Origin of the sequence: Flavivirga amylovorans, from assembly GCF_030540875.1 — a bacterium.
GTDB classification, from domain to species: Bacteria; Bacteroidota; Bacteroidia; order Flavobacteriales; family Flavobacteriaceae; genus Flavivirga; species Flavivirga amylovorans.
The window spans coordinates 534,450-557,121 of record NZ_JAUOEM010000003.1 but is presented as its reverse complement, the minus strand read 5'-3'; the positions used below and the strand labels follow the sequence as shown (position 1 = coordinate 557,121).

Sequence of the window (22,672 nt, the reverse complement as noted above, 5' to 3'; positions counted from 1 at the left end):
GATGAAAAAAATATTTCTAAAAACTGCTTTATATGTTATTCTTATTTTAATATCATTAGAAATCATAGTTCGTGTTTTTCATTTAGCTAAAGATAATCCTACGCGATTTGTCGATAAACATAAAGTAGAGAAGTGGTGGCCAAATCAGGAAGGTCATTCTGTGACTGGTAATAGACGACAAAACTTTTCTGAATTTCATATAAATAAATCTGGATATAATTCATATAGAGAGTTTATACCTACTAAAGAAAAAAAAGAAATTGCGCTAGTTGGTGATTCTTTTATTGAAGGCTTTCACCAAAATTACTTTAACTCAATTGGTAAAAAAATAGAGGATAGGCTAGAAGGTGTAGAAGTTTATGAATATGGTTATGCAGGTTATGATTTAGCAGATCAATTACATTTGATTTACGCTTATAAAGATCAATTTGATTTGATAGACAATGTGGTGATTGGATTAAAATTTGAAGATGATTTGACTAGAAGCGAATATCATGTTGTACAAGATAGAATGCATTTAGAATCTCCCATATATAAAAAAATTCGTAATATAAAATTATTAGTTTATGCTCAAAACATAGGTGTATTAGAATCGTTATGGAAATTAGCTGGTCGGTTATCGTCTATAGGGAAACAACGGACAAGTACTCTAAAAGAAGTTATTTCCGAAGAAGATATTGAAGTAAAACATCTTATTTATATTGAAAATTTTAAAAGCCTCGTAACTAATTATGGCTTTGACAAAGAGCGGTTTGTATTTCTTTTAGATACTAAGATAACGCCCTTGGTTTTCTTAGATTATTTGGCAAGTAATAATTATAAATATCTAGACACTTACAAAGCATTAAATAAATCAAAATCTCCAACAACACTAATTTATGATAGACATTGGAATAACCATGGAAGAAGTTTAATAGCTGAATTAATTGCAGATCATACACTTGCCTCTGAAGAATAAGTGTTTTTTATAATTCATTACATCTGTATAATGGAAAAAAATCAGGATCGCATTCGGGAGTAACATGCTCTTCTGTCAACCTATTATATGCATTAAGGTTTACTATATGTTTCCAAATTTTAAAAGGTTTAAAATCTTTAGAAAATGATGATTTAAATCTAAAGATTCCATCATTCATATTACCCAATCCTCCTCCAAGGTTAAAAAAAGTTTTATTTTCTTTCGTAGCACTAATTCTTATTTCATCAATTATCATACGAATTGGAGATAAATGTAAATAGTCAGATTTTGTGCCTGAAAGATGATATTGAACAACGTCATTTGTTTTTACTACTAAAGCAGCTGAAATAATTTCTTTTGTTTCTTTATATATTGCAAAAAATATATCGGTTTGGTAATCGGTACTATTTATAAATTTTAAAAAATATTCTTTGGAGAAGTAGTAATCTTTTTTTGCTTTAACCCGTTCCATGTTTTCATAATAGATGTTTATGAAATTATCAACATCTGAAGGACAATTACTTAATCTTACATCGCATAGTTTTTTACCCTTATTTATATAACGTACGGTGGTTTTTGAAAAGTTTTCTTTTTGCTTTTCTAAGTTTTTTGTTAAATCTATATTAACAATATTTCCTAAACTTTTTGTTTCCCCAATATTGTTAAGTACGATACTTTGATTTTTTATAAATGGATTTAATCTAGAAAATACAGATATTATATTTTCTTCAACAAAATAGTCATTTATTGTCTTTATAAAATGCTGATTATTGAAATTAGCGTCTATGTTTTTTTGTAAAGGCCCTGCATATCCATAAACAGAAGTTGCATCAAAAAACGCAGAATTTTTAATTTTTCTTATTAAGAATGGAAAACAGATAACATAGTTTTCTTCAGTATATTTGAATAAAACAGCTTTTTCATCATTTTTTTTTGATAAATAATGGTAATCGTATGTATGATAAAAATCAAAGTGGCCAATATCATTTAATGTCTGTTGCCATTCAGCTTTATCTACTATTATTTTAAAATTATTTTTAAGCTTACTTTTATTACTCATTCTCTATATGCTTAGTCATTTATTATTTTATAATTTACAAATATGACTTTTTGCTTTTCTTACTTTCTATAACTAAATAGGGCATTTTTGATTTTTAATATAAGCCATATCCGAATAAACATCTGGAATGGTGTTTTTTCATAATATTTGAAAAAAAACTGGAAATACTTTTCGTCATTATATATAGGGCTATTATTTAAGTTACCTATTGTGGAACCTATAAAGTGGGAAAAAATAATTTTTTAATTCTTCTTTATGAATCGTATTATAATCTTCTAAATGATTTTCACATAGTTTATCATATGCTTCATAATTAATTATTTTTCTACCGGTATAAAATGTTACGTCTTCGTTTTTTGGAAAGAGCGACTTTTTACTTTTATATAAACCGTCATTATCTTTCAATCCACCACCTAAAACATAATGTTTATAATTATTTTTTATGGACCACTTTATAATTTCTACTCTTAAAAAATCATTAGGTCTGTACTTGTAATAGTTAGCATCAGTACCACCGAGAAATGCAAATATGGTACTGTTGTTTTTAATAATGAGTTCCGTTGAAATGGGAATATCGTCTAAATACGTTAATGCTATAGCGAACTCATTTATATTATTTAATATTAAGTTTTTGAAGTAATTTAATGAGAAAAAGTATAAGGTCTTTGCATTATGCCTTATCATTGTTTCAGTATAAATTTCAAATAAAATCTTAATGATTTCCTCGTTGATATCCTCAGTATTAAAAATTTTAACGCTTAAGTTATAAGAAACCGCTTTGCGATAATTATTTCTAACCTTAGGTAAAAAAGATTGCCATTGTTTTTCAAAATCATCATGAAGCTCTCCTTTTACATTTAAAAGAGAATTTATCAATAATCCTGAGTAACCTAAATAATTTTTATTTAGGCTAAACCTAATAAACTCAGTTATAATGTTATTTTCTTTGTACCAATTATCTACTGCCTTCCAAAATTCTTTTAAATCTAATTCAGTCATCTCATTATTATATAATGGGCCACTATACCCGTAAGGTGTAATAGCATCAAAATATTTTAAGTCAACTTCATTTAACTTAATTTGCCTTAATATAATTGGCATTAATATTTGAGTGGTATCATTAACTTTAAATAGAAAATATTTCAGAGAATTAGTCTCATTTTCAAAATACTTTAAATGGTCGTAAGCATAATAAATATTATTGTCCCAATTTTCTTTTAATAGTTTTTTGTACTTAGTTATTTCAAAATCGTTATTTAAACTATTAACTTTTAATTTGTACTCTTTAGGTGTATAATTTTTGCTTTGAAATAAATCATCAGCTATGATTTTTGATAAAACTTTAGATAACCATATAATTCTTCCACAATGCTCAACATGCCAGACTGCTTTATTTTCAATTACATTTCCAGCTAGCATTGGTCCCATTATATAAAGGTCTTTACTGGCTTCTAATGACTTGTTTATGTGAAATCCGATTTTTGATTCATTAGGGGTACAATACCCTTTTTTAATTAAATTTTGGTGAAGTATTGGTATATCATCATGACTTAAATTTTTGCTGCCAACACAGTTTATAACTATATGAAAATGTTTATTATGTACTTTTTTCTTTTTTGTGGAAGTATCTAAGTACTCCATATTATAATTTTCCTCAGAATCTGATTCTAAGTTATTGAAACGACCAGAAATATGTTCAAATCTATTTTGTTTTTCGAGTTCTGTTATAACATTTGAATAATGTAAACCAGCACAACGTTGTCTTTTGCCAATTTCATTACCATATTGACAAGCAAATATTTCAAGTTCTTTAACACTAAGGGTCTCAAGTAAAACCCCAAAATATTTAGAAATTATATATACAGTAGATGCCGGTCCTAAATTAATTTCATCTGCATAATCAAGATCTTTAAATGTCGCTTCAGCAATTAATTTTGCTGTTATGTTTTTTTCTCCTTTTAATTCATTTAAATGATTGGGAATAAATCCTTTTAGTTTTTCTTCATTAACCAAAGCATCTGGAACTGTGCCTTGTGTAGAAAGGAAAGAAAAATTAGTATTATCACGCTTGTTTTTTAAACAATCATTAAGCTTATATATCAACTCAAGAGCACTAGCGTTTGCTCCAACAATAAGTATGTTTGTTGTTTGTCCGTTTCTATTATCAATAAAGTTGTTTATTTTGTCTAGAACAACCCCTAGTTCAGGTTTGTACGGGTTATTCACAAACATTAAATTTTTCTTTTCAATAAGGTGTTTATTTTGCCAGAGGTAATTTATAGGCAAAGAACCTACAGATAAAACAATTTTTTGAGTATTGATTACAGAGCCATCTTGTAGAAAAATTTCATGTATGTCTTTACCTTTTTCAATATCTATTACTTCTCCTGAAATAAAATTAACATCAATAACCCCTTTTTCTGTAAGTTCTTCAATTTTATTATTAACTCTTAAGTTAATATAGCATCCAAAAAAACGTCTTGGAATAAAAAGATCTTCCCAGTTATTGTTGCTAATAGCTTCTTCATTATTTAAAAGCCATTCTTTGGATAAAATACCACCTTCTTTTTCAAATTCATCTAAAAGCCAAGTTTTATTTTTATTTAGCCATTTTATAAACAAGCTAAGTTCTGGTTCAATTAAAAAATTCCTTAAAGAGGTTATTAAAAGGGTTGAAAATCCTGATCTAGAACCATATGGGATACCTAGATTAAATTCGGAATATTTTTCAATTATGTTAATTGATATTCTATTATTAATAACCGCTTCATTATCAACCTGATCTAAAAAATTTATAATACTGAATGAGGTCGAAATTCCAGAGCCAATAAATGTAATGTCCGATGTTTTTTTATGCGTATCCAAAACCTAACTCTATTTTTTTGTGTTTATTATTTTTCCTGGATTCCCGACTACTGTTGAGTAATCTGGGATATCTTTTAATACAACGGTTCCAGCTCCAATAGTACACCACTTACCAATTTTTACTTTTGGTATTACAACAGCACCAACACCTACATGTGATCCTTCACCAACTTCTACATGGCCGCACAAAGCAGCTTTAGGAGAAATATGAGCAAAATCGCCAATGATATTATCATGATCAACACTTGCTCCTGTATTTATAATAACATGTTTTCCAATTGTCGTATTTGGTTGAATAATAGCTCCTGCGAATACAACCGTGCCATCTCCGATTTTTGATGTGTTAGAAATAATAGCTGATTGATGAATGGCCTTTTCATAGGTACAGTTTAAGAATTCTGCAATTTCTGCTCGCTCAGCATTTATTCCAACAGCGATAATTACCGGGTCACCATCATGAGGGAAAGTGTTTATATTTTCTCTAGCCCCAATAGCGACATTTTTAGAAGCGTGGTGAACGCCTTCTGGTTTATCATCAAAAACTTCTGTAACTGTATAATTATTAATCTCTAAAACCTCTTTTATAACCTGAGAGTGGCCACCAGCACCGTATATTCTTACTTTGCTATTCATTATTTAATTTTTTAGTAAATTATTATATACTATTACCTCTCCATGTAGGCATAGTCATGTTTTCGTTAGTGTTAACCCCATCTTTTTTTATAACCTTTAAAATAGTTAGAAAAAAGATTTTTATATCTAAACTTAAACTCAAATTTTTCACATACCATACGTCATATTCAAACTTTTGATTCCAGCTTAATGTATTTCTACCTTTAATTTGTGCCCAACCTGTTATACCTGGTCTTACATTATGTCTTGTCTTTTGAATATTATTATACAATGGCAAATACTCAACTAATAGAGGTCTGGGGCCAATTATGCTCATGTCTCCTTTTAGAACGTTTACAAGTTGCAAGGTTTCATCCAATGAATATTTTCTTATAAAAGCCCCAGCCTTTGTAACACGATTTAGACTATGCACTTCATTTTTAGCATTCGAGTTTAAGTCGGTCATTGTTTTAAACTTAATAATTTTAAAAAGCTTTCCATGTTTACCTGGTCTTGACTGCAAGAAAAAAGGTTTGCCTTTATTGGTAAAAAGCAATATTATTATTAAGATCAAAATCAGTGGTGATAAAGCTATTAAGCCTATAACCGAAATTAAAAAATCTAAAAAATGTTTAAAGAATAATGAATACATTAAATGCTATTGTTATTTGTTAGAGTAACATACTATTTTGCTAAATATGGTTCTCCTATCTCTCTTTTCTTAATTTCTTTTACTGGTACGCCATATGCAATAATATTATTTCCTATATCCTTTAAGACCAATGAACCAGCACCTATAATAGTGTGTATCCCTATCGTAATGTTTTGGATGATTGTAGTTCCCATTGATACAGCAGAAAACGCTCCTATACTAACATGTCCACCAATAGCTGAGCTAGGAGCTAAACTAGAAAAATGGTGCATGACGCTATCGTGTCCTAAAGATGAATTAGTATTTAAAATACAAAACTCTTTTATTGTAGACGCTGCGTTAACAATGACTCCAGCCATTATAACTACACCAGGTTCTATTTTTAAATTATTACATAAAATAGCATTTGGATGTATTGCTGGTAAAAACTTAAATTTAGGTGCCAGATTTTTTATAACATCCCTAACTTTCTTTCTTGACCAATTATCACCAATAGCCATAATTCCACCAATAACGTTCTGTTTTTCCATTAATTCTGGAATTAAACTTTCTTTTCCTAAAATGGGATAGCCCATTATTTTTTGACTAGGTTCTTTATAAGAATCAATGAGTCCAATTATTTGATATTCATTTCGCTTTTCAATAATGTCAATTATAACTTTTGCATGACCAGAGGCACCAATAATAACTATCTTTTTCACTTTTATAATATTTGGGATTCGTGTTTATAAGAATGATGAAGTTACTAATTTATTAACAATTCTGATTCTATGGTATTTAATAAGTCCCCAACACTATTCATATTCATTAAATCCATCAATTTGAATTTGATACTAAATGCTTTTTCAATTTCAGTAATAATCATCATGTGAGTTATTGACTCCCATCCATCAACATCATCTGCAGTTGTCGTATTCGTAAGCTCAAAATTATTATGTTCTAAAACACTTGAAAATACCTTATTTACCTTTGTTAAAATGTCTTTTCTACTCATAATCTTAATTTATATCGAAATGTTTTTTTAATTCTTTTCTATCAATTTTGCCATTTATGCTGTGTGGAAACTCTTTAATGAACCTAACGTGCATCGGAATCATATAACTTGGCATTTTAGTTTTCATATATTCAAAGATGTCACTAGTATCAAAAGTGTCAGATTCGATTGCAAGTCCTAATTCAGCGTTCCCAAGTTCATTATATATATCTAGCGCTACCATGTTAATCTTTTTTTCTGATTTGGTTTTAGCATGAAACTCAATTTCTGATAGTTCTACACGATAGCCTCTTATTTTTACTTGGAAATCGGCTCTACCTACATAAAGAAAATCATTGTCTTTATCTTTTATGCATAAATCTCCCGTTTTATAATACCTTATCTTTTTTCCATTCTCGTTTCTAATAAAAAAGCTTTGCTTATTTCTTTCTTCATTTTCCCAATAACCTGGTGTTATTTGTGGACCGCCTAAACAAAGTTCTCCAGTTTCTCCAATAGGCACTTCTTCATTATTTTCGTTAACTATAAGATATAATGTGTGTTTTTGAGGTGTTCCAATTGCAATTATTCCATTATAAGCCTTTGTATGTGTTTCTTTTTGGTATGGGTAAAAACCACTATAAACTGTGAACTCTGTTGGTCCATAATAATTAAATATTTTACAATTTGGAAGGCAATCACTCCATTCTTTTGCTATATCACTATGCAATGCACCTCCTCCGAAGCTACAATATCTTACAGATGGTTCATTAATTTCGGGAAAATAAGGACGCAAATAGTTTATTATGGAAGGAACCATAGTAAGCACTGTGAGCTTTTTTTCTTTGATGAGTTTGAAAATATAAAAATATTTCATTGTTCCCTTAGGTATGGTGTACATACAGGAACCTGCCAATAAAGGGAATAAATAGGTGACAATAGAAAAATCAAACGTTAACTCAAACATTTGAAGGCATCTGTCTTCATTATTTAGATTAAATTCTGGTTCGGCATCTATAGCATCTACAAGTGCTTCGACATTATTAAATGTGATAGGTACTCCTTTAGGAACACCAGTTGTACCAGAGGTAAATAAAATATAAGCTAAATTATCTCCAGAAAAATCTTTTGGATTTAGGTCTTGATAAAGATCTTGTAATGTACTAGAATTAATGACTTTATAATCTTTATAAATTGATTCTTTAGTAGAATCAATTACATACTTGGTTTTTGTTAACTCAAAAATATAATAATTTCTGTCTAGAGGAGTATCTGGGTTTACTGGAACATATGCCTTTCCTTCTAACCAAAGTGCTATTATACTTGCATACGTTTGTATATCATCGTTAGTTACTAAACCAATTAGTTTTTCTGAAGTTTCAATAGTGTTAACAATGGCATATCTGATTTTTTTTACTTCAATCTCAAAATCTTTATATGTGAAATATGTATTATTTATACAAAGCACATTGCGGCTACTATTGTGTTTTATTGAATTTTGTATGTTTTTTATAAATCTCATTTAATATTTCATTACAATTATCATTAGTAAAAATGACCATCTCTATTTAAAAGATTTATTTTTTCAAGATTTAATTCTAAACTATTATGTGCTAATCCCTTTTTTACAGCTTTATGGGTAAAAACGGTAAAAAAACGTTTTCTTATATTTTCTGCTAGTTTGGCATCATCTGTAAATATAAATTTAGTTTTCTTTTTAATAAAATTATGGATTAATGCATCTATACATAAATCGTAATTTTTTTCTTTTTCAACTATAAAATATTTTACATTAAATTCATTATAATTTATTATATAAGATAAAAAACCTATGATTTCTTTGCCTTTAATAATTTTTAAACTGTGTCCGTATATATTGTTACTAATACCTGTTTCTAAAGATTTATATTGTTGTTTTCCCGGTACAACAAATTGGGTATACTGTTTATTATCTATTTGCCAATTTATATATTCTTTCGATTTGAAAATTAAATCGTTTTTGCATAAAGGCTCAATAAAATCCCATATATCTTCATCTAATTCGTTTATATAATCGTATATAAGGTCTTTAGCGTTTTTCTTCAGCTTATTATGATTAATTTTATTTATAATTGTGGCTACGATGTAATCAAATCTATCAAGAAAGTATCTAAACGGCTTTAAAAATTTAAATCTTCCAACTAGCATAGAAGGGTCTACACTTAAAAATATGGTATACCTTAATCTTGAAGCTATTACAGTAAAAGGTTGTTTTTCATAAAAATCAGAAACATGTTCTGCATACGATTTTATTATTATTTTATTATCAGCTAATTTTAATGCTTCAGAAAAAGCATAAGTACCAAGAACTGTTTTTTCATACTTTGGGTGTACCCACCATAAAATCATCCAATAGACTTTTCTAGGCAAGCTATTTCTTGTATTCAAAAAATCAGGTATCATGTAAATGAAAGAAATAATTTTTTCGCCTTCCTGAGCAATTAAACAACAATAATCATTATCTTCAATTCGTGGATTATTCAATAACCAAATTGCTTTACTCTTTGGTAAAGGAGCAAGACCATTCCTCCAATATGTATTATGATCGATGGCAACTTGTAGCATTTTTTTAGTTAAACCTTCGACCGTTATTTTTTTGTTCATCAAATTATCATATTAAAAATAGTTGCGCTAAAAACTGTTATATTTTTAATTTTTAAAATGTTCTTTTTCAATTTTACGTATTGTCTTTTTTATTATTTTTATCCCTTCTTTGGCGAATTTTTTGTAAAGTGAATTAAATACATCTTTATTTTTAACTTTGATAGCTTTTTGGCAAAGTATAATTCCTTGATCAATATTATGATCAATTATATGAGTTGTAATACCTGTTACTTTTACACCATAATCTATCGCATCTTGTATTGCTGTTTTTGTTGCTAAAAAACTAGGGAATAATGACGGATGAATATTAATAATTCTATTAGGAAAAGCTAATAACATTTCCTTCTTTATGTAGTATTTGTAATTTAACATGAATATATAGTCAATATCCCTTTTCTGCATTTCTTCAATTAGTACTTTTTGGTAGCTTATTAAGCTTGAAAAGTTTGACTTTACTAGTTTTAGAGTTTCAATGCCATATTTTTCAGCTAGCTCTTTTGCACCGCATGGTTCTTCTTCATAAACAACTAATTTTATAGAAGATTTTTTTAATTTTCCTTTATGAAAAGCTTCAATTGTATCTCTGGCATTTCTACCCCAACCAGTAACTAAAATAGCCCAATTAATATTATTTTCTGTTTGCATCTAAATCTTCTATAACTGAATTTGGAATGGCGACAACATCTTTTGATGTTATTACTTTCTTTATAGTTTTAAGAAATATATTTAAGTCAAGTAAAAAACTTAAGTTTTCAACATATTCTATATCTTTTTTTAGCCTACTATCCCAATCTAATAAGTTTCTGCCTGATATTTGCGCTAAACCTGTAATACCAGGTCTTACACTATGTCTCTTTTTTTCAAATTTAGTATAATAAGGTAAATAGCGTATTAACAAAGGTCTAGGGCCAATAAAACTCATATTGCCTATTAAAACATTTATGAGTTGCGGAAGTTCATCTAAAGATGTTTTTCTTAGAATATTACCGAATTTGGTTAGTCTATCACAATCTGGCAATAGGTGTCCATTTTCATTTTTTTTATCATTCATGGTTTTATATTTAATAATACGGAAAATTTTTTCATTTTTCCCTGGTCTTTTTTGTAGAAAAAAGACACTTCCGTTATTAGATACAAACAAAAAAAAAGTAATCGTTATTAGTAATGGCGAAAATAGAATTATCCCGAAAATGGCAAAAAAAAAGTCGAATAATCTTTTAAAGATAATTTTATACAAACTATATGGTTTAATTATACTCTATTCGTTGCTATTAATTTAGAACCAAATATATAATTATATATAAAACTAATACCTTCGAAATTGTTAATTCCGTTCTTTTTCATTCTTTTATCGTTGAGGTGTTAATTTACTTAATCGCTAAAGTTATTATTTGAATAATTATTAACTGTAGCTTTTCTTTTTCCCGAAGAGAGTAGTGGTATCTCATCTACATAAACAATTTTTATTTCTGCATCATTACCTAAATAACTTTTAAATTCATTAATGATATCGACTTCTTGTTTAAATTTGTTAGTAATATTAAGTTTTAATAAATAGCCCTTTTGAGTTTCTTGAATTAGTTGCCCTTGGATGACACCTTCATATTCCACCACATTAGCAACTATAAATGAGGAAACGATGTCTCCTTTTGTATTATATATAACATCAGCTTTTCTTCCTTCTATATTTTTTAGTAAAGGAGGGGTAGCCTCGTGGTTAATAGTTCCTACATCACCAGTATCATAGCGTATTAAAGGTATCGCATAATTATGTAAATCAGTAATAATTATTCTTCCTGCTTCACCATTTGTCACTGGAACATCCTCATCTAGTTTAAAGATCTCTACATAAAAACTTGCCCAATTTATTGTGAAACTATCACTATTTATTTTTTGCTGTGCTATTATCCCGTTTTCAGTATTTGAGTATCTAGAAACTACATCTGCATTAAAATATTTCTGCATAGATCTTTTTGTATATTTATTAAGACCTTCAGACATTGCTACAATTGATTTCACATAACTGTTTACAGGTTTAGATTTTGTTTTATCAAGATACTTACATATAAGTTCATACCCAGATGCATATCCTAACCAACCTTTTGAGGATTTATCGTTCTTAATTTTATTTATGATGCTTTCTATATATGAATCATTAAGATTAACAACTTCCAACTCTTCAATATTCTGTGCGAATTTTGTAAATAAAGGCTTTCTTAAGAGATCGTCCCAGTGTCTTAAATATAAAAGCTTATATCCAACCTTAAAACCCGCTAATTTTCCAAAGTAAATAGAATCAGCAGTATTTCTAGCAACTTTACTTTGATTTTGATTGATTTTTAATGCACTACCGGTTGAACCACTTGTTGATACTACTCTTGTTTTTTTATTTATAAAACGACTCGATTTAAATTCTTTAATGCGAGCTCTTAAAATATTCTTATTGATTACTGGGAAGTCTTCTAATTTTATAAAATCTTTATAGAATACAGTATGCTTATTTGCATGATTTAATAAATTCTTTAAATTTTTTTCTCTCAGAGCCTTTGATTTAGGTGATGAGAAATTTTCCAAAATAAACGAGATGTTCCTATAGTGTCTGCTTATTTTTGCTCCATTTAGTACGTCTAAATGCCAGAATAATACAAATCTTACATGCTCAAGTATTGATAATACTAATTTCATTTTAGTTTTTAATTTCTTTTAAAATTTCTTGAATTTTTTCATGCTTACAATACCCCCCATAAGCAACATCTGTCATATGTAAGGATGGTCCGTAATTACATTCAATAATTATTGGCCCATCTACAGTAATAGCAACATCCCAGCCAACAATTCTATTTGGCAAGCTTTTACATGCTATTTTTACCAAATCACAAGATTCTGTCACAAAAGGTATTGCATATCCATTTAAAATAGTTTTAGAGTCTGGGTGCTCAGCAAATTCATGCCCTCCTTTAGCAATGTCTTGCCAACCTTTTCCTTTAAGCTCTCCTGTATCTATATTCACAGAAACGTAAAGGCCTCCAGAACTAGCATTGTCTATAAAACTGCCTCCAATTCCGAAGCGCATGAGTGCCGATAATACATAGATATTTTGTTGTTGATCTATATACGTGTCAATTCTTAATGTATTTACAGAACTTGAATATATCTTACTTATAACTGGGTGTTGAATTACAATTTCTTGATGGACATAACTATTTTTTAATAAAGCTTCACTAAATTCTTCTATTTGGTTTTTCAAGTTTACCTCCTCTAAGAGGATACAGCCCTTACCTCCGGAACTGTCTAAGGGTTTTAAAAATAATTTCTTTTTATGACTTTTAAATAAAACGTTTTTGAAAAAAGAATGAAGTTCTGATTTCGTATTTATTAAAACAATTGTATCGTTTGAAAAAAAAGTATTTCTTAAGTTATAGCTTATAAGTTTAGGGCTAGGCAACTTGTTTTCTCTGCAATAAAGCGAAAAACTTAATTTATTATCTGTAATAGAGGCAATTTCTGGAATGAGCATTTTTGGTGATTCAATAATACTAACATATTCCTTTAGACTTAAATAATTTTTATAATCTGTAATTTCTTTTCTATATAAAAATTTTCTAATATAGTCAATAGGGATTTCTTTTTTTATCCATGCAAAATGTAGTAACTCTTTAAATATTCTTAACCATCCTTTTTTGTTTTTATCTTTAAAAAAGACCCCTAGGAGTTTAAGTTTCGAAGCCATAATAAGTTTATTATATTTAACTAATAACTGACTGTAATTTATTCTAAATTTTGATATTCAGAAAGTAAAGCTTCCCAAACTCTTTTTCGTTCAAATTTTGAAACTATATTTGCTCTAGATTGTAATCCCATTTTTGCAACTTCCTCTTGATGTGATAATATATAGTTCATAGAATCATAGATTGCTTTGTCATCTTTTACAGGAATAATGAACCCATGTTTTTTATGTTCAATTATTTCATTGCAACCATTAATGTTTGTAACAACACTTGGTAATTCCATAGCCCCAGATTGCATAACTACATTAGGAAAGCCTTCACGGTAACTAGGAAAGATTAAGGCATTTGATATTGCAAAATAAGGCCTTACATCATCTACCCATCCGGTACAAGCGACATTTTTATTATTTTCTATGATGTTCATTGATTTTGGTAAAAGCGGATCTAATTCATTTTCATAGGTTCCTACCAGTAGTAGTTTTATCTTTTTGTGTTCTTTGCTTATTTTATCAAAAGCGACCATTAATTCGTTTATACCTTTATCTGTAACTAATCTGCCTGTATATACAAATACAAAATCATCTTCAGATATATGTAAGCTTGCCTTAAGCTCAAGTTTTTTAACTTCATCATTAAAGATTGTTGGATCAAAATAGGAGGTGTCGATGCCATTAGAGCTCCCGTTTGCTATAACTTTAAGTTTTTCTTTATTTGTAAAATTATGCTCTATAATAATATCTACTAATCCATAAGAATTTGGGTATATTTTGGTAGCACATTTATAAGTTATTTTTTCAACCAGATTAAGGATGAATCGTTTAAAGCCTGTGGCTTCAACTAAAGGTAGACCTGCTATAGTGTGTAATCTATGCGGTACCCTTGCCAGTTTTGCTGCAAGCATAGATAACGTACCTGCTTTTGGCGTATGAGAATGTACTATAAAAGGTTTTTCTTTTTTAAATAATTTATATAATTGCCATACGGCATGAAGATCTTTAAAAGGTGTTATTTTTCTTGTCATTTCAACCGCGACGGTTGGAACGTTTTCATACTCCGAAACTCTTGCTAACGCATTGTCTTTTCCTTTTGACGACACAGCTAAAATGTCAAAATAGTTAGACATAAACTTTAATTGCCCCTGTAATAAACCGCTTAACGATAAAGGAACTGTAGTAACTCTAATAATTTTATTCTTCATAAATCGGTTATATTAACCTAATAATTGTGCGGTAACAAATATATAAAAGTAATTAGTTATCATTTGTTTTTCTCTTTCTATTACTGAGTTTTAGGATAAACAGCTTATAAATTGAAAATTACTTTATTTTGATACGATTAAAAGTAAAAACTAAGTGTTACATATCACTTTTTGATAACTTTTTTCGCCTTTGATTAAAAATGAATTCTCTTTATTGTGTTTGTATATTTTCACATCATTAAGATGTCCTTTTGTAGTGTACAAAAAATTATAAATATGCTTTTTTAAAAAACTATATGTGTTAATTGTATGCTGCTGTATTTCTTCAAAATTAGTAACATTTAAATCATGGGTTACTTTAATTTCAGATAGTGTAATATTACTTTGTAAGTTTGATTTCTTTGTAAAGTATTTATTATATTTTGAGTGAATTTCGTTTACTCCTTTAGATTTAAGATATTCTTTAATCTTGATTTTCGTTATAAGTAATTTTGCCTTGTATTTAGATTTAATACTTAAGTTTTTATAAGTAACATAGTGGTTGTATCTATAAATATTGTTACTCCATCTTCTTTTATAGTCCATTCCGCCAACCCCCATTTCAAAAAGGATATAATCATTGTTTGCACACCATTCAACTTGTTTGTAGATTTCCACATGACCTAAACCAAATTTTGAGTAATCTATATTATAAGACGATATATAGCTGAAAAGTATTTTATCAAAATGATAATTCAAAGATATTTCAATAGGTTCTTCCTCGTTATATATCACAAATAAAGAGGCCTTATTATTAATGATTTCTGCATAAGTATGTTCTACTAAATAATCCCATTCATGTAAGTTTTTATGCAATTCGTTTCTTTCTTCAAACCTACGAGTAATCATATGGCGAAGCGATTCCATTATAGAATCGTAATCAATCTTGGAAATATCACCATGAAACATTTTATAACTTATGTTAAAACAGGATTCTAAGCGTTTTACATATCTAGTAAAGATATTTCTCTTTTTTGAATTAAATTGGCGATTCATATACCCTTCAATAGAATCTGAAGTATGTAATAAAATCGAATATCCCCAATTATATTGAGGTATTACTTTGCTTTTAAGAGAAGAATCTCTCAAGTTTAACGTAAAATATTCAGGTATTAACCTGTGAGAGTAAGCATCTTTTAGGGTTGATTTGAAGTCTCCATGAGGTACATTATTTGCAACTTTTAAATCAAAATATTCTATACTAGAATACATCTGTTTCACTTCATTACTTTTAAATAAAACAGGGAAGGCTTCTATTTTGTTTTTGATACTCATTCAATATAAACTTAAGGCTACAAGCTAATTTGTAATGATTATTTTTTGATATTTTTTAATTCCTTTAAAATAAAAGGTCTGTTCTTTGTTTAAATCTTTATAAACACTAACGTCTTTAATATGTTCTTGGGTTTTATGGAGAAAATAATTTAGAGGTTTTATTAGGTAGTTATACTCCTTGTTACTTAAGCAAAGTAAAGTAAGTGGCTTTATATTAAGGGTTTCAGAACTAGTTTCGTCAATATTAATTTTAAAGTTTATAAGAGGACTATTCTTAGAGTTAACAATTCTATACTTATACTTTACATAGTTGCGATACCGTAAATGTATATTAGTTTTTTTTAGAAATTGAATTAATATGTATCGTGCTTTTAACTTTAACAGCTTTGAGTATGCAAAGAATGACCCCGATATTGATTTTGGTTTATAAATAATATGTTCTTCATACATATAACTTTCATTGATGTATTTTCTTTTATGTAAAAAATCACCTCTGCCCATATCAAATAATTTAAAATTATTTTTAAAAGCCCATTCTAAATGGTTTACCATGTTTATATGGCCTAAATTAAACATCTGGTAATCTACATCATAACAACTATTCCAATGGAAAATAGAATCATCATCTATAAAATTTAGTGTTATATTAATTGGTTTTGCTTCACTGTAAATAACAAATATACTGGCTTTTTTATTTATTATTAGAGGATACATCATGTCTCGATATAGCTCCAGATAAGGCAATTCAAAGTTTAACTCTTCTTTTTGAGCAAAACGTCTTTCTGTTAGTGTTCTCAGTTCATTAAAAAGTGTATGGTATGTTTCTTTAGAAATATCTCCGTGAAAGATTTTATATTCTGGCGAAAGGCATTTATCTAAGCGCTTTCTATATCTTTTTAGTTGTGATTTTCTTGGCTTTCCTAATTTATTATCTAGATAGTCTTCCAGGTCTCTAAATTTAGAAAGGTTAATTAAATACCCCGAATAGAGCGGGGTAGTGAGTAATTTAAAATTATGGACTGTTTCTGTAAATTCAGATAAAAAATAACTTGGAACATCACTGATAGAATAGGTACTACTATTTAATTCTAATGTAGTATCATTATGTATTTCGTAAACGACTTTTTTTGAAAAGGTATTCGTTATTTTTTTATAAAAAGGAGGGAAGCTCTTTTCTTTAAAGAAAAGGTCTAAAAAAAAACTAAATTCTATATTTTTATTATTTAATTTCATTTAAATGACTGTATATAAATGTGTTGATGTTACATGATTAAAGTTTCTAGTTAATCACTTCTAACAATTTATATTTTGTTTTTGATTTTATTTGAAAACGATTAGGGGCTTCTACAAACTTGCTAACTGTAACATTATTTGTAGATTCATTGTTTATAAACAGAAAATCATATACCGGTTTTCTTAGAAAGGCATATGCTCCATCTTTTTCAATATCAATTTTGATTAATTCATTAGAGATTTTTGAATCAAAATCAGATATTTTAAATAATTTTTCTTTTTTAGTAAAAGTATTTTTAACTCTATAAATAGACTTTTTAAACTCTTTGTATTTTGTGTCTAAATAGTACTTTTTAAACACATTATAGCATTTGTATTTAATATTCTCTTTAATAGTTCTGCTTTTACCGATTAAAGAAAGATTTATTGAATTAGAATTATAGATAATATGATTGTAATAATAATGTGTTTTAGTAGCCCATTTTTTCTTGTAATAATCATAGCCTTTTAAAAGATCGTATATTTCAAAATCGTTATCTATACACCACTCTATGTTTTTTAGCATGTCTAACGTACCTAAATGAAATTTAGAGTAATCTATATCAAAACCACTAAGTATATAAAATGAAAGTGCTTTTTTATGCATATTTATTCTAATACTTATAGGTTTATTACCATCGTAAATAACAAATAAATTAGCTTTTTTATTTAGGATTAAATCATAAACAACATCCTGAAATTCTTCAAGGTGTTGTAGCTCATAATTAGCTTCTTTTTTTTCTTTGAATCGTCTTATTAACAAGTCTTTCAGGGTAATAAATAACCTATTATATTCTTGTTTTTCAATGCTACCATAATACACAATATATTTTATGTTGAAGCAGGTTTCTAATCTATTTTGATAACGTCTTAAATTAGACCTACTTTTTGTGCCAAAATTACTTTTTAAATAATCTGCTATATTTTTAAAAGAATGGAGCTCAATAAAGTGCCCTTTTAAGGTTGTTATTCTGTTAACAACAAAATTAGTTAGTTGCTTGTTTATATGAATATTCAAATAATCTGGGATATCCTTAACTATAAGAACTTGATCTTTTAGTCCAAAATTGGATTTAACATTTATATTGTAATCAACTCCATTCCCGTCAGTAACTTTACTATAAATAGGGGGTAAGCTATTTTCGCCTAAAAATGCTTTCAAAAATGTTATAGTTTTAATTTTAGTCATAGAGTGTTCACCAAAACTATTTAAATGTTATTTTTTGCATCTTAACCGTTCCTTTTATAACGTATGTGTTTAATTCATTTTGCAAATTAAATACTTCTACATTCCGCAATGATTCTTGATTGGAATATAAAAAATCATATACAGGTCTTTTTAAAAAAGACAGGGCCTCATCATTTAAGTTAACCTCAAGTAATTGATCATCTGACTCGATCTTGACATTATTATTAATGATAATTTTTTTAGATGTATTTTCAATTTTACTCAGTTCCCTATTTCTGTACTTATATTTTAAGAATCTGTGATATACTACATTGATATTTATTTTTTTTAAAATCTTTACTAAAAAATAAAATGCTCGAGTTCTGGCAATTATAATATTTGCCGAGATTGATGTTAGTAATGAATTGGAATTATATACCACATGTTTTTGAAAATCATATTGGCTATCAATCAATCTTGCTTTATACGTATAATTTCCTTTTAATAAATCGAAAATTTCGATATCATTTTCATAACACCAGTGTAATTGCTTAATAAAGTCTGTAAATCCTATATAGAATTTAGAATAATCAATATCGTATGTTCTTATGTAACCATATATAGTTTTATCTCTTACTAGATTTAGGCATATACTTATAGGTTTTCCATTGCTAAAAATAACAAATAAAGCGGCTTCTTTACTATTAATTAAAGGGTAGGCTATTTCATGATATATGTTCCATCTTGATAAATCATAATTCTGAATCTTTTTTTCTAGAAATCGATTTTGAATCATTTTATGGAATTCTTTAAAAAGATACTCATAGTCATCTTTAGAAATTTCTCCAAAATAGCTTTTATATTCAATGTTAAAGCAAGTTTCTAAACGCTTTTGATAGGTTCTAAATTTTGAACGTCTACCTGTACTAAATTTATTCTTTAAATATGCGTCTGCATTATTGTAATTTTTTAAAAGAATGAGCGAGCCTTTGTAGGTGTTTATTATTTTTGATTTCCATTCATTATTCGACATCTGACCTTTTAAGTAACTTGGAAAATCGTAAATACAATATATGTAGTCGTTGCTTTTGTTTGATGAATTTATCTTTTTGTAAATAGTATTGCCAGTAATGCTATTTATAATTTCGTTATAAATAGGCAACGCTTTTTTTCTTTCAAGAAAAGCGCTTAAAACATCCAAATTTTTTGATGTAATTTTTTTCAGCATAACGCTTTTATTTTACTAGCCTGTTTTTATAGGTATAAAGTAATTTATCAAACATAAATAATTTTCCTATAATATTCTTATCTCTTAAAAATTGTAAAAGCTTTAATTCTTGTACAATTATCTGCATTTTTACCCTAGACAGAATGGTGTTTTTTTTATAAAAAATATGATATATAAAATTGTATTCATGATTACACCACTTTTCTTTATAATATGTTTTCCCCATAGATAGGTCAAATACAGCTATTTTATTAGTTATTAACCATTCTATATGGTGCAGCATACTTATGTCACCCATATTGTATTTGGAGTAGTTTATATCGTAGGTTTGTATATGGCTAAAAACGATGTCTCCTTTATGAAAGTTTAATGTTATACCAATTGGATTGTGATTATCAAAAATGACATGTAATGATGCTTCCTTTTCTAAGATTTTCTGATAAGTAACTTCTTGTATAGTATCCCAATTTGACAAATAGCGATTGTATGTTCTTTTTTCATTAAAGCGGACTTTTAATAACCTATAAAAAGCCTTAAAAAGGCTTTGGTAGTTATCTTTACTAATCTCGCCAAAAAAGAACTTAGATGAGATTTTGTGGTTTTTATAAAGTTTATTCTTTTTAGAGATTAAATTTTTCCTATTTCGTTTATTTAAGTTATCATTTATAAAGGTGGTAACGTCTTTAAAACCGTTTATATTTACTAAATATCCTTTGTATTGCTGTACTTTTCTAAATTTAATATTAGAATTTAATTTTTGCAATGAAAAATTTAAGTAGCTAGGAACATCTTTAACTATGTGTATGTTTTTAGAGCTGTTTTTGCTTTCAAAACTTCCTGTTTCAATATATTTGTTAGTAAAATTATTTGAAACAACAGGGAGGTAAAATGAACTTATTTTATTTTCTAAAAATAAATCAAAAATGAATCTACTATCTTGAAAAGAAAAAAGTTTGTAAAACATCTAAAAATTTATGTCTTTGTTTTAAAGTTGAATTTACTTCATAATTTATTAGTATCATAAATTATTGACTAACATCTATTCTGCATATTTCTTTTTATTTAGAAAAAAATTCAGTTCATGTATGTAGTTTGTAATATGTTTTTTTCTCAGAAATAATTTAAAAGCAAAAAAAAGTTTATGCAAAGTAGCTAGTATTTTTGCAATAAGAGAACTTTTATCATAATATATATGATGCTCAAACCAGTATGGCTTATTGGCCCATCTTTTTTTGTATTCATAGTAACCTTTAGAAAAATCCAATGCTTCAAAATTATTTTTAATGCACCATTCTAATTGTTTCATGATACTTACAGTACCAAGCCTAAATTTTGAATAATCAATATCGAAAACCCTCATAACATCAACCATTTTGTTTTTTGAAAAGTTTAACAAAGTAATAGCTATTGGCTTATCGTCATCATACACAACAAAAAGCCCTGCTTCCTTATTTAAAATCATTGGTAAAGTAACTTCCTTATAGAAAGCCCATTCATCTGGGTTTAAATTGTTATTTACCGTTTTTTTATCAAAAAACCTTTTTTTTAAAAGCCGTTTAAAATGAGAAAAAAGGTTTTCGTATAATTCAGGTGTAATATTATCTATGTACATTCTGTAATGTATCTTATACGATGATTCTAGTTTTCTCTTATAGCTATTAAATTTGTAACGACTTTTTTTACTAATAACACCCAACATGTAGTCTTGTAGCGAATTATAGTCTTTCAGATCACATATGTATCCTGGGTATTGTTTGACTCTATAACATCCTAAATTGGTGTCTTCTAAATTATTTTCATTAATAAATCCTTGCACATCACAAATTATAAAAACTTTACCTTTAAAATCATTAGAAATGCTGTTGGATAGCTTATAATTAATACCTTTTGTGTTGGTCATTCCTGTGTTATGATATATAGGTAACTTTTTATGCTTTATAAAAGTGAGGGAGTTTACAAAACTAAAAGCCATAGGTTGTTCACCATCACCAAAGTGATTTAACCAGACTGACCTAAATGTGTCTAATAAATATGGATTGTTACTTGTTATTTCTCCCATTTTTTACTCTACTAAATTATTTTTAATATCCTTACTTAAAAGTTCGGTAAACTCTTTAGCACTTTCGGATTCTAAATGTGAACCATCATATGTTTTATAATTATTTGATTTTTTGGAATAATTTAAATAAGGAATGTTAAATGATTTAGCTATGCTATCCATTTCAAAATCAAAATTTTTCCAATGACTATTTTCAATTTTTAGTATAGTTGAATCTGATGGCATTCTTATTAAAAAAACCTCTCCTTTAGTTTTAAGGTACTCAACAGTTTTAATAAAATAATTGTGCCGATAAGAAGATATTTGCTCGGTTTTTATCTTTTGTTCATAGAATTTTAGCGTTAACGATTTCCAATATTCTATATCTTTATCTGTTATTGTATCTAGTTTGCTTGCTAACTTAACTTCATTCCAACCATCAAGATGTGAAACCCTATGATTCCATTGATCTAAATTGTGTAAGCTATTATATAAAGATGCTCCATAGACATTTATTATATAATTATAATTGGGAGAAGACACAAAGTTATTTATTTTACCTAGAGTTAGTCTTTCATCATATTCAAAAACTTTTTTATCGTCTAAACCTAACGGTGAAGTAAAATTACCAGGGCTAATAGATAAAATAAAAAGCCCATTGTCAGTTTTTATCTTTTTTTTAATAGCTTCATAATACACCTCTCCGAAATGAGCTTCATTAAATGCAAAATTTACTATAGGCTTATTAAAAAAGTTATATTCTTTTAATTCTTCTTCTATAATAGAGGGAGATATACCTTCATTTGCTCTAGACAGCCCAATAATTAAGCCGCTCGCTTCTTGGGTGAATTTATTATAATTTGTATCGACAAAACCTTTAGAAAGTTTATCTATAAAGAATATATAAATAGTAATAAATGTTATTGCTATTATGAATAATTTTATTACGAAGCTTTTTAACAT

At 27.7% G+C, this 22,672-nt stretch carries 21 protein-coding genes; 1 reads left to right on the top strand and 20 read right to left on the bottom strand.

Annotation, left to right across the window (positions count from 1 at the left end):
* The first annotated feature begins 1 nt into the window (after position 1).
* Positions 2–958: a hypothetical protein gene (locus Q4Q39_RS10880; RefSeq protein WP_303282498.1), complete on the top strand. Its 957-nt coding sequence runs from the start codon at positions 2–4 to the stop codon at positions 956–958.
* A gap of 7 nt (positions 959–965) precedes the next feature.
* Here Q4Q39_RS10880 and Q4Q39_RS10875 read toward each other — a convergent pair whose 3' ends face one another.
* The 20 genes from Q4Q39_RS10875 to Q4Q39_RS10780 form a co-directional block, all read right to left on the bottom strand.
* Positions 966–2,018, bottom strand: coding sequence for a peptidoglycan bridge formation glycyltransferase FemA/FemB family protein (locus Q4Q39_RS10875; protein WP_303282496.1), 1,053 nt, complete (start codon positions 2,016–2,018; stop codon positions 966–968).
* Between the two features lie 201 nt (positions 2,019–2,219).
* On the bottom strand, positions 2,220–4,883 hold the full coding sequence (locus Q4Q39_RS10870) for a GNAT family N-acetyltransferase (protein WP_303282495.1): 2,664 nt from the start codon (positions 4,881–4,883) through the stop codon (positions 2,220–2,222).
* A 9-nt stretch (positions 4,884–4,892) separates the two neighbouring features.
* Positions 4,893–5,516, bottom strand: coding sequence for an acetyltransferase (locus tag Q4Q39_RS10865; RefSeq protein WP_303282493.1), 624 nt, complete (start codon positions 5,514–5,516; stop codon positions 4,893–4,895).
* 22 nt (positions 5,517–5,538) lie between these two features.
* Positions 5,539–6,147, bottom strand: a complete 609-nt coding sequence (locus Q4Q39_RS10860; protein WP_303282492.1) for a sugar transferase — start codon at positions 6,145–6,147, stop codon at positions 5,539–5,541.
* 32 nt (positions 6,148–6,179) lie between these two features.
* Positions 6,180–6,848, bottom strand: coding sequence for an acetyltransferase (locus Q4Q39_RS10855; RefSeq protein WP_303282490.1), 669 nt, complete (start codon positions 6,846–6,848; stop codon positions 6,180–6,182).
* 44 nt (positions 6,849–6,892) lie between these two features.
* Positions 6,893–7,141 (bottom strand): acyl carrier protein, encoded by a 249-nt coding sequence (locus Q4Q39_RS10850; RefSeq protein ID WP_303282488.1) that lies wholly within the window; start codon positions 7,139–7,141, stop codon positions 6,893–6,895.
* Between the two features lie 4 nt (positions 7,142–7,145).
* Complete coding sequence (locus Q4Q39_RS10845; protein ID WP_303282487.1) at positions 7,146–8,642, bottom strand: AMP-binding protein; 1,497 nt, start codon at positions 8,640–8,642, stop codon at positions 7,146–7,148.
* Between the two features lie 23 nt (positions 8,643–8,665).
* A complete protein-coding gene (locus Q4Q39_RS10840; protein WP_303282486.1) occupies positions 8,666–9,763 on the bottom strand; it encodes a GNAT family N-acetyltransferase in 1,098 nt (365 codons plus the stop codon).
* A 45-nt stretch (positions 9,764–9,808) separates the two neighbouring features.
* Positions 9,809–10,408 (bottom strand): formyltransferase family protein, encoded by a 600-nt coding sequence (locus tag Q4Q39_RS10835; RefSeq protein ID WP_303282485.1) that lies wholly within the window; start codon positions 10,406–10,408, stop codon positions 9,809–9,811.
* On the bottom strand, positions 10,392–11,000 hold the full coding sequence (locus Q4Q39_RS10830) for a sugar transferase (protein ID WP_303282484.1): 609 nt from the start codon (positions 10,998–11,000) through the stop codon (positions 10,392–10,394). Before Q4Q39_RS10830 ends, Q4Q39_RS10835 begins: the two co-directional genes overlap by 17 nt.
* A 134-nt stretch (positions 11,001–11,134) precedes the next feature.
* Positions 11,135–12,448, bottom strand: a complete 1,314-nt coding sequence (locus Q4Q39_RS10825; RefSeq protein WP_303282483.1) for a phenylacetate--CoA ligase family protein — start codon at positions 12,446–12,448, stop codon at positions 11,135–11,137.
* Position 12,449: 1 nt separating this feature from the next.
* The gene (locus Q4Q39_RS10820; RefSeq protein WP_303282482.1) at positions 12,450–13,493 is read right to left on the bottom strand and encodes a sugar-transfer associated ATP-grasp domain-containing protein; all 1,044 of its coding nucleotides are present in this window, start codon (positions 13,491–13,493) and stop codon (positions 12,450–12,452) included.
* Positions 13,494–13,531: 38 nt separating this feature from the next.
* Positions 13,532–14,689 (bottom strand): glycosyltransferase family 4 protein, encoded by a 1,158-nt coding sequence (locus Q4Q39_RS10815; protein ID WP_303282481.1) that lies wholly within the window; start codon positions 14,687–14,689, stop codon positions 13,532–13,534.
* Positions 14,690–14,839: 150 nt separating this feature from the next.
* Positions 14,840–16,003, bottom strand: a complete 1,164-nt coding sequence (locus tag Q4Q39_RS10810; RefSeq protein ID WP_303282480.1) for a GNAT family N-acetyltransferase — start codon at positions 16,001–16,003, stop codon at positions 14,840–14,842.
* A 24-nt stretch (positions 16,004–16,027) separates the two neighbouring features.
* Positions 16,028–17,236, bottom strand: a complete 1,209-nt coding sequence (locus Q4Q39_RS10805; protein ID WP_303282478.1) for a GNAT family N-acetyltransferase — start codon at positions 17,234–17,236, stop codon at positions 16,028–16,030.
* Positions 17,237–17,282: 46 nt separating this feature from the next.
* A complete protein-coding gene (locus Q4Q39_RS10800) occupies positions 17,283–18,437 on the bottom strand; it encodes a GNAT family N-acetyltransferase (RefSeq protein WP_303282477.1) in 1,155 nt (384 codons plus the stop codon).
* Between the two features lie 43 nt (positions 18,438–18,480).
* Positions 18,481–19,671 (bottom strand): GNAT family N-acetyltransferase, encoded by a 1,191-nt coding sequence (locus Q4Q39_RS10795; RefSeq protein ID WP_303282475.1) that lies wholly within the window; start codon positions 19,669–19,671, stop codon positions 18,481–18,483.
* Positions 19,672–19,678: 7 nt separating this feature from the next.
* Positions 19,679–20,635 carry a GNAT family N-acetyltransferase gene (locus tag Q4Q39_RS10790; protein ID WP_303282474.1) on the bottom strand — a complete coding sequence of 319 codons (957 nt, stop codon included), beginning with the start codon at positions 20,633–20,635 and terminating at the stop codon, positions 19,679–19,681.
* Positions 20,636–20,710: 75 nt separating this feature from the next.
* Entirely contained in the window at positions 20,711–21,730 is a 1,020-nt protein-coding gene (locus Q4Q39_RS10785) for a GNAT family N-acetyltransferase (protein WP_303282473.1), read from the bottom strand.
* Positions 21,731–21,733: 3 nt separating this feature from the next.
* On the bottom strand, positions 21,734–22,672 hold the full coding sequence (locus Q4Q39_RS10780) for a hypothetical protein (RefSeq protein WP_303282472.1): 939 nt from the start codon (positions 22,670–22,672) through the stop codon (positions 21,734–21,736).

What these genes read in the sequence shown, in the direction of transcription:
- Q4Q39_RS10880 (WP_303282498.1), top strand. Translation starts at nt 2, where the DNA reads ATGAAAAAAATATTTCTAAAAACTGCTTTATATGTTATTCTTATTTTA.
- Q4Q39_RS10875 (WP_303282496.1), bottom strand. Translation starts at nt 2,018, where the DNA reads ATGAGTAATAAAAGTAAGCTTAAAAATAATTTTAAAATAATAGTAGAT.
- Q4Q39_RS10865 (WP_303282493.1), bottom strand. Translation starts at nt 5,516, where the DNA reads ATGAATAGCAAAGTAAGAATATACGGTGCTGGTGGCCACTCTCAGGTT.
- Q4Q39_RS10860 (WP_303282492.1), bottom strand. Translation starts at nt 6,147, where the DNA reads ATGTATTCATTATTCTTTAAACATTTTTTAGATTTTTTAATTTCGGTT.
- Q4Q39_RS10850 (WP_303282488.1), bottom strand. Translation starts at nt 7,141, where the DNA reads ATGAGTAGAAAAGACATTTTAACAAAGGTAAATAAGGTATTTTCAAGT.
- Q4Q39_RS10845 (WP_303282487.1), bottom strand. Translation starts at nt 8,642, where the DNA reads ATGAGATTTATAAAAAACATACAAAATTCAATAAAACACAATAGTAGC.
- Q4Q39_RS10840 (WP_303282486.1), bottom strand. Translation starts at nt 9,763, where the DNA reads ATGAACAAAAAAATAACGGTCGAAGGTTTAACTAAAAAAATGCTACAA.
- Q4Q39_RS10835 (WP_303282485.1), bottom strand. Translation starts at nt 10,408, where the DNA reads ATGCAAACAGAAAATAATATTAATTGGGCTATTTTAGTTACTGGTTGG.
- Q4Q39_RS10825 (WP_303282483.1), bottom strand. Translation starts at nt 12,448, where the DNA reads ATGAAATTAGTATTATCAATACTTGAGCATGTAAGATTTGTATTATTC.
- Q4Q39_RS10820 (WP_303282482.1), bottom strand. Translation starts at nt 13,493, where the DNA reads ATGGCTTCGAAACTTAAACTCCTAGGGGTCTTTTTTAAAGATAAAAAC.
- Q4Q39_RS10815 (WP_303282481.1), bottom strand. Translation starts at nt 14,689, where the DNA reads ATGAAGAATAAAATTATTAGAGTTACTACAGTTCCTTTATCGTTAAGC.
- Q4Q39_RS10810 (WP_303282480.1), bottom strand. Translation starts at nt 16,003, where the DNA reads ATGAGTATCAAAAACAAAATAGAAGCCTTCCCTGTTTTATTTAAAAGT.
- Q4Q39_RS10805 (WP_303282478.1), bottom strand. Translation starts at nt 17,236, where the DNA reads ATGAAATTAAATAATAAAAATATAGAATTTAGTTTTTTTTTAGACCTT.
- Q4Q39_RS10795 (WP_303282475.1), bottom strand. Translation starts at nt 19,671, where the DNA reads ATGCTGAAAAAAATTACATCAAAAAATTTGGATGTTTTAAGCGCTTTT.
- Q4Q39_RS10790 (WP_303282474.1), bottom strand. Translation starts at nt 20,635, where the DNA reads ATGTTTTACAAACTTTTTTCTTTTCAAGATAGTAGATTCATTTTTGAT.
- Q4Q39_RS10785 (WP_303282473.1), bottom strand. Translation starts at nt 21,730, where the DNA reads ATGGGAGAAATAACAAGTAACAATCCATATTTATTAGACACATTTAGG.
- Q4Q39_RS10780 (WP_303282472.1), bottom strand. Translation starts at nt 22,672, where the DNA reads ATGTTAAAAAGCTTCGTAATAAAATTATTCATAATAGCAATAACATTT.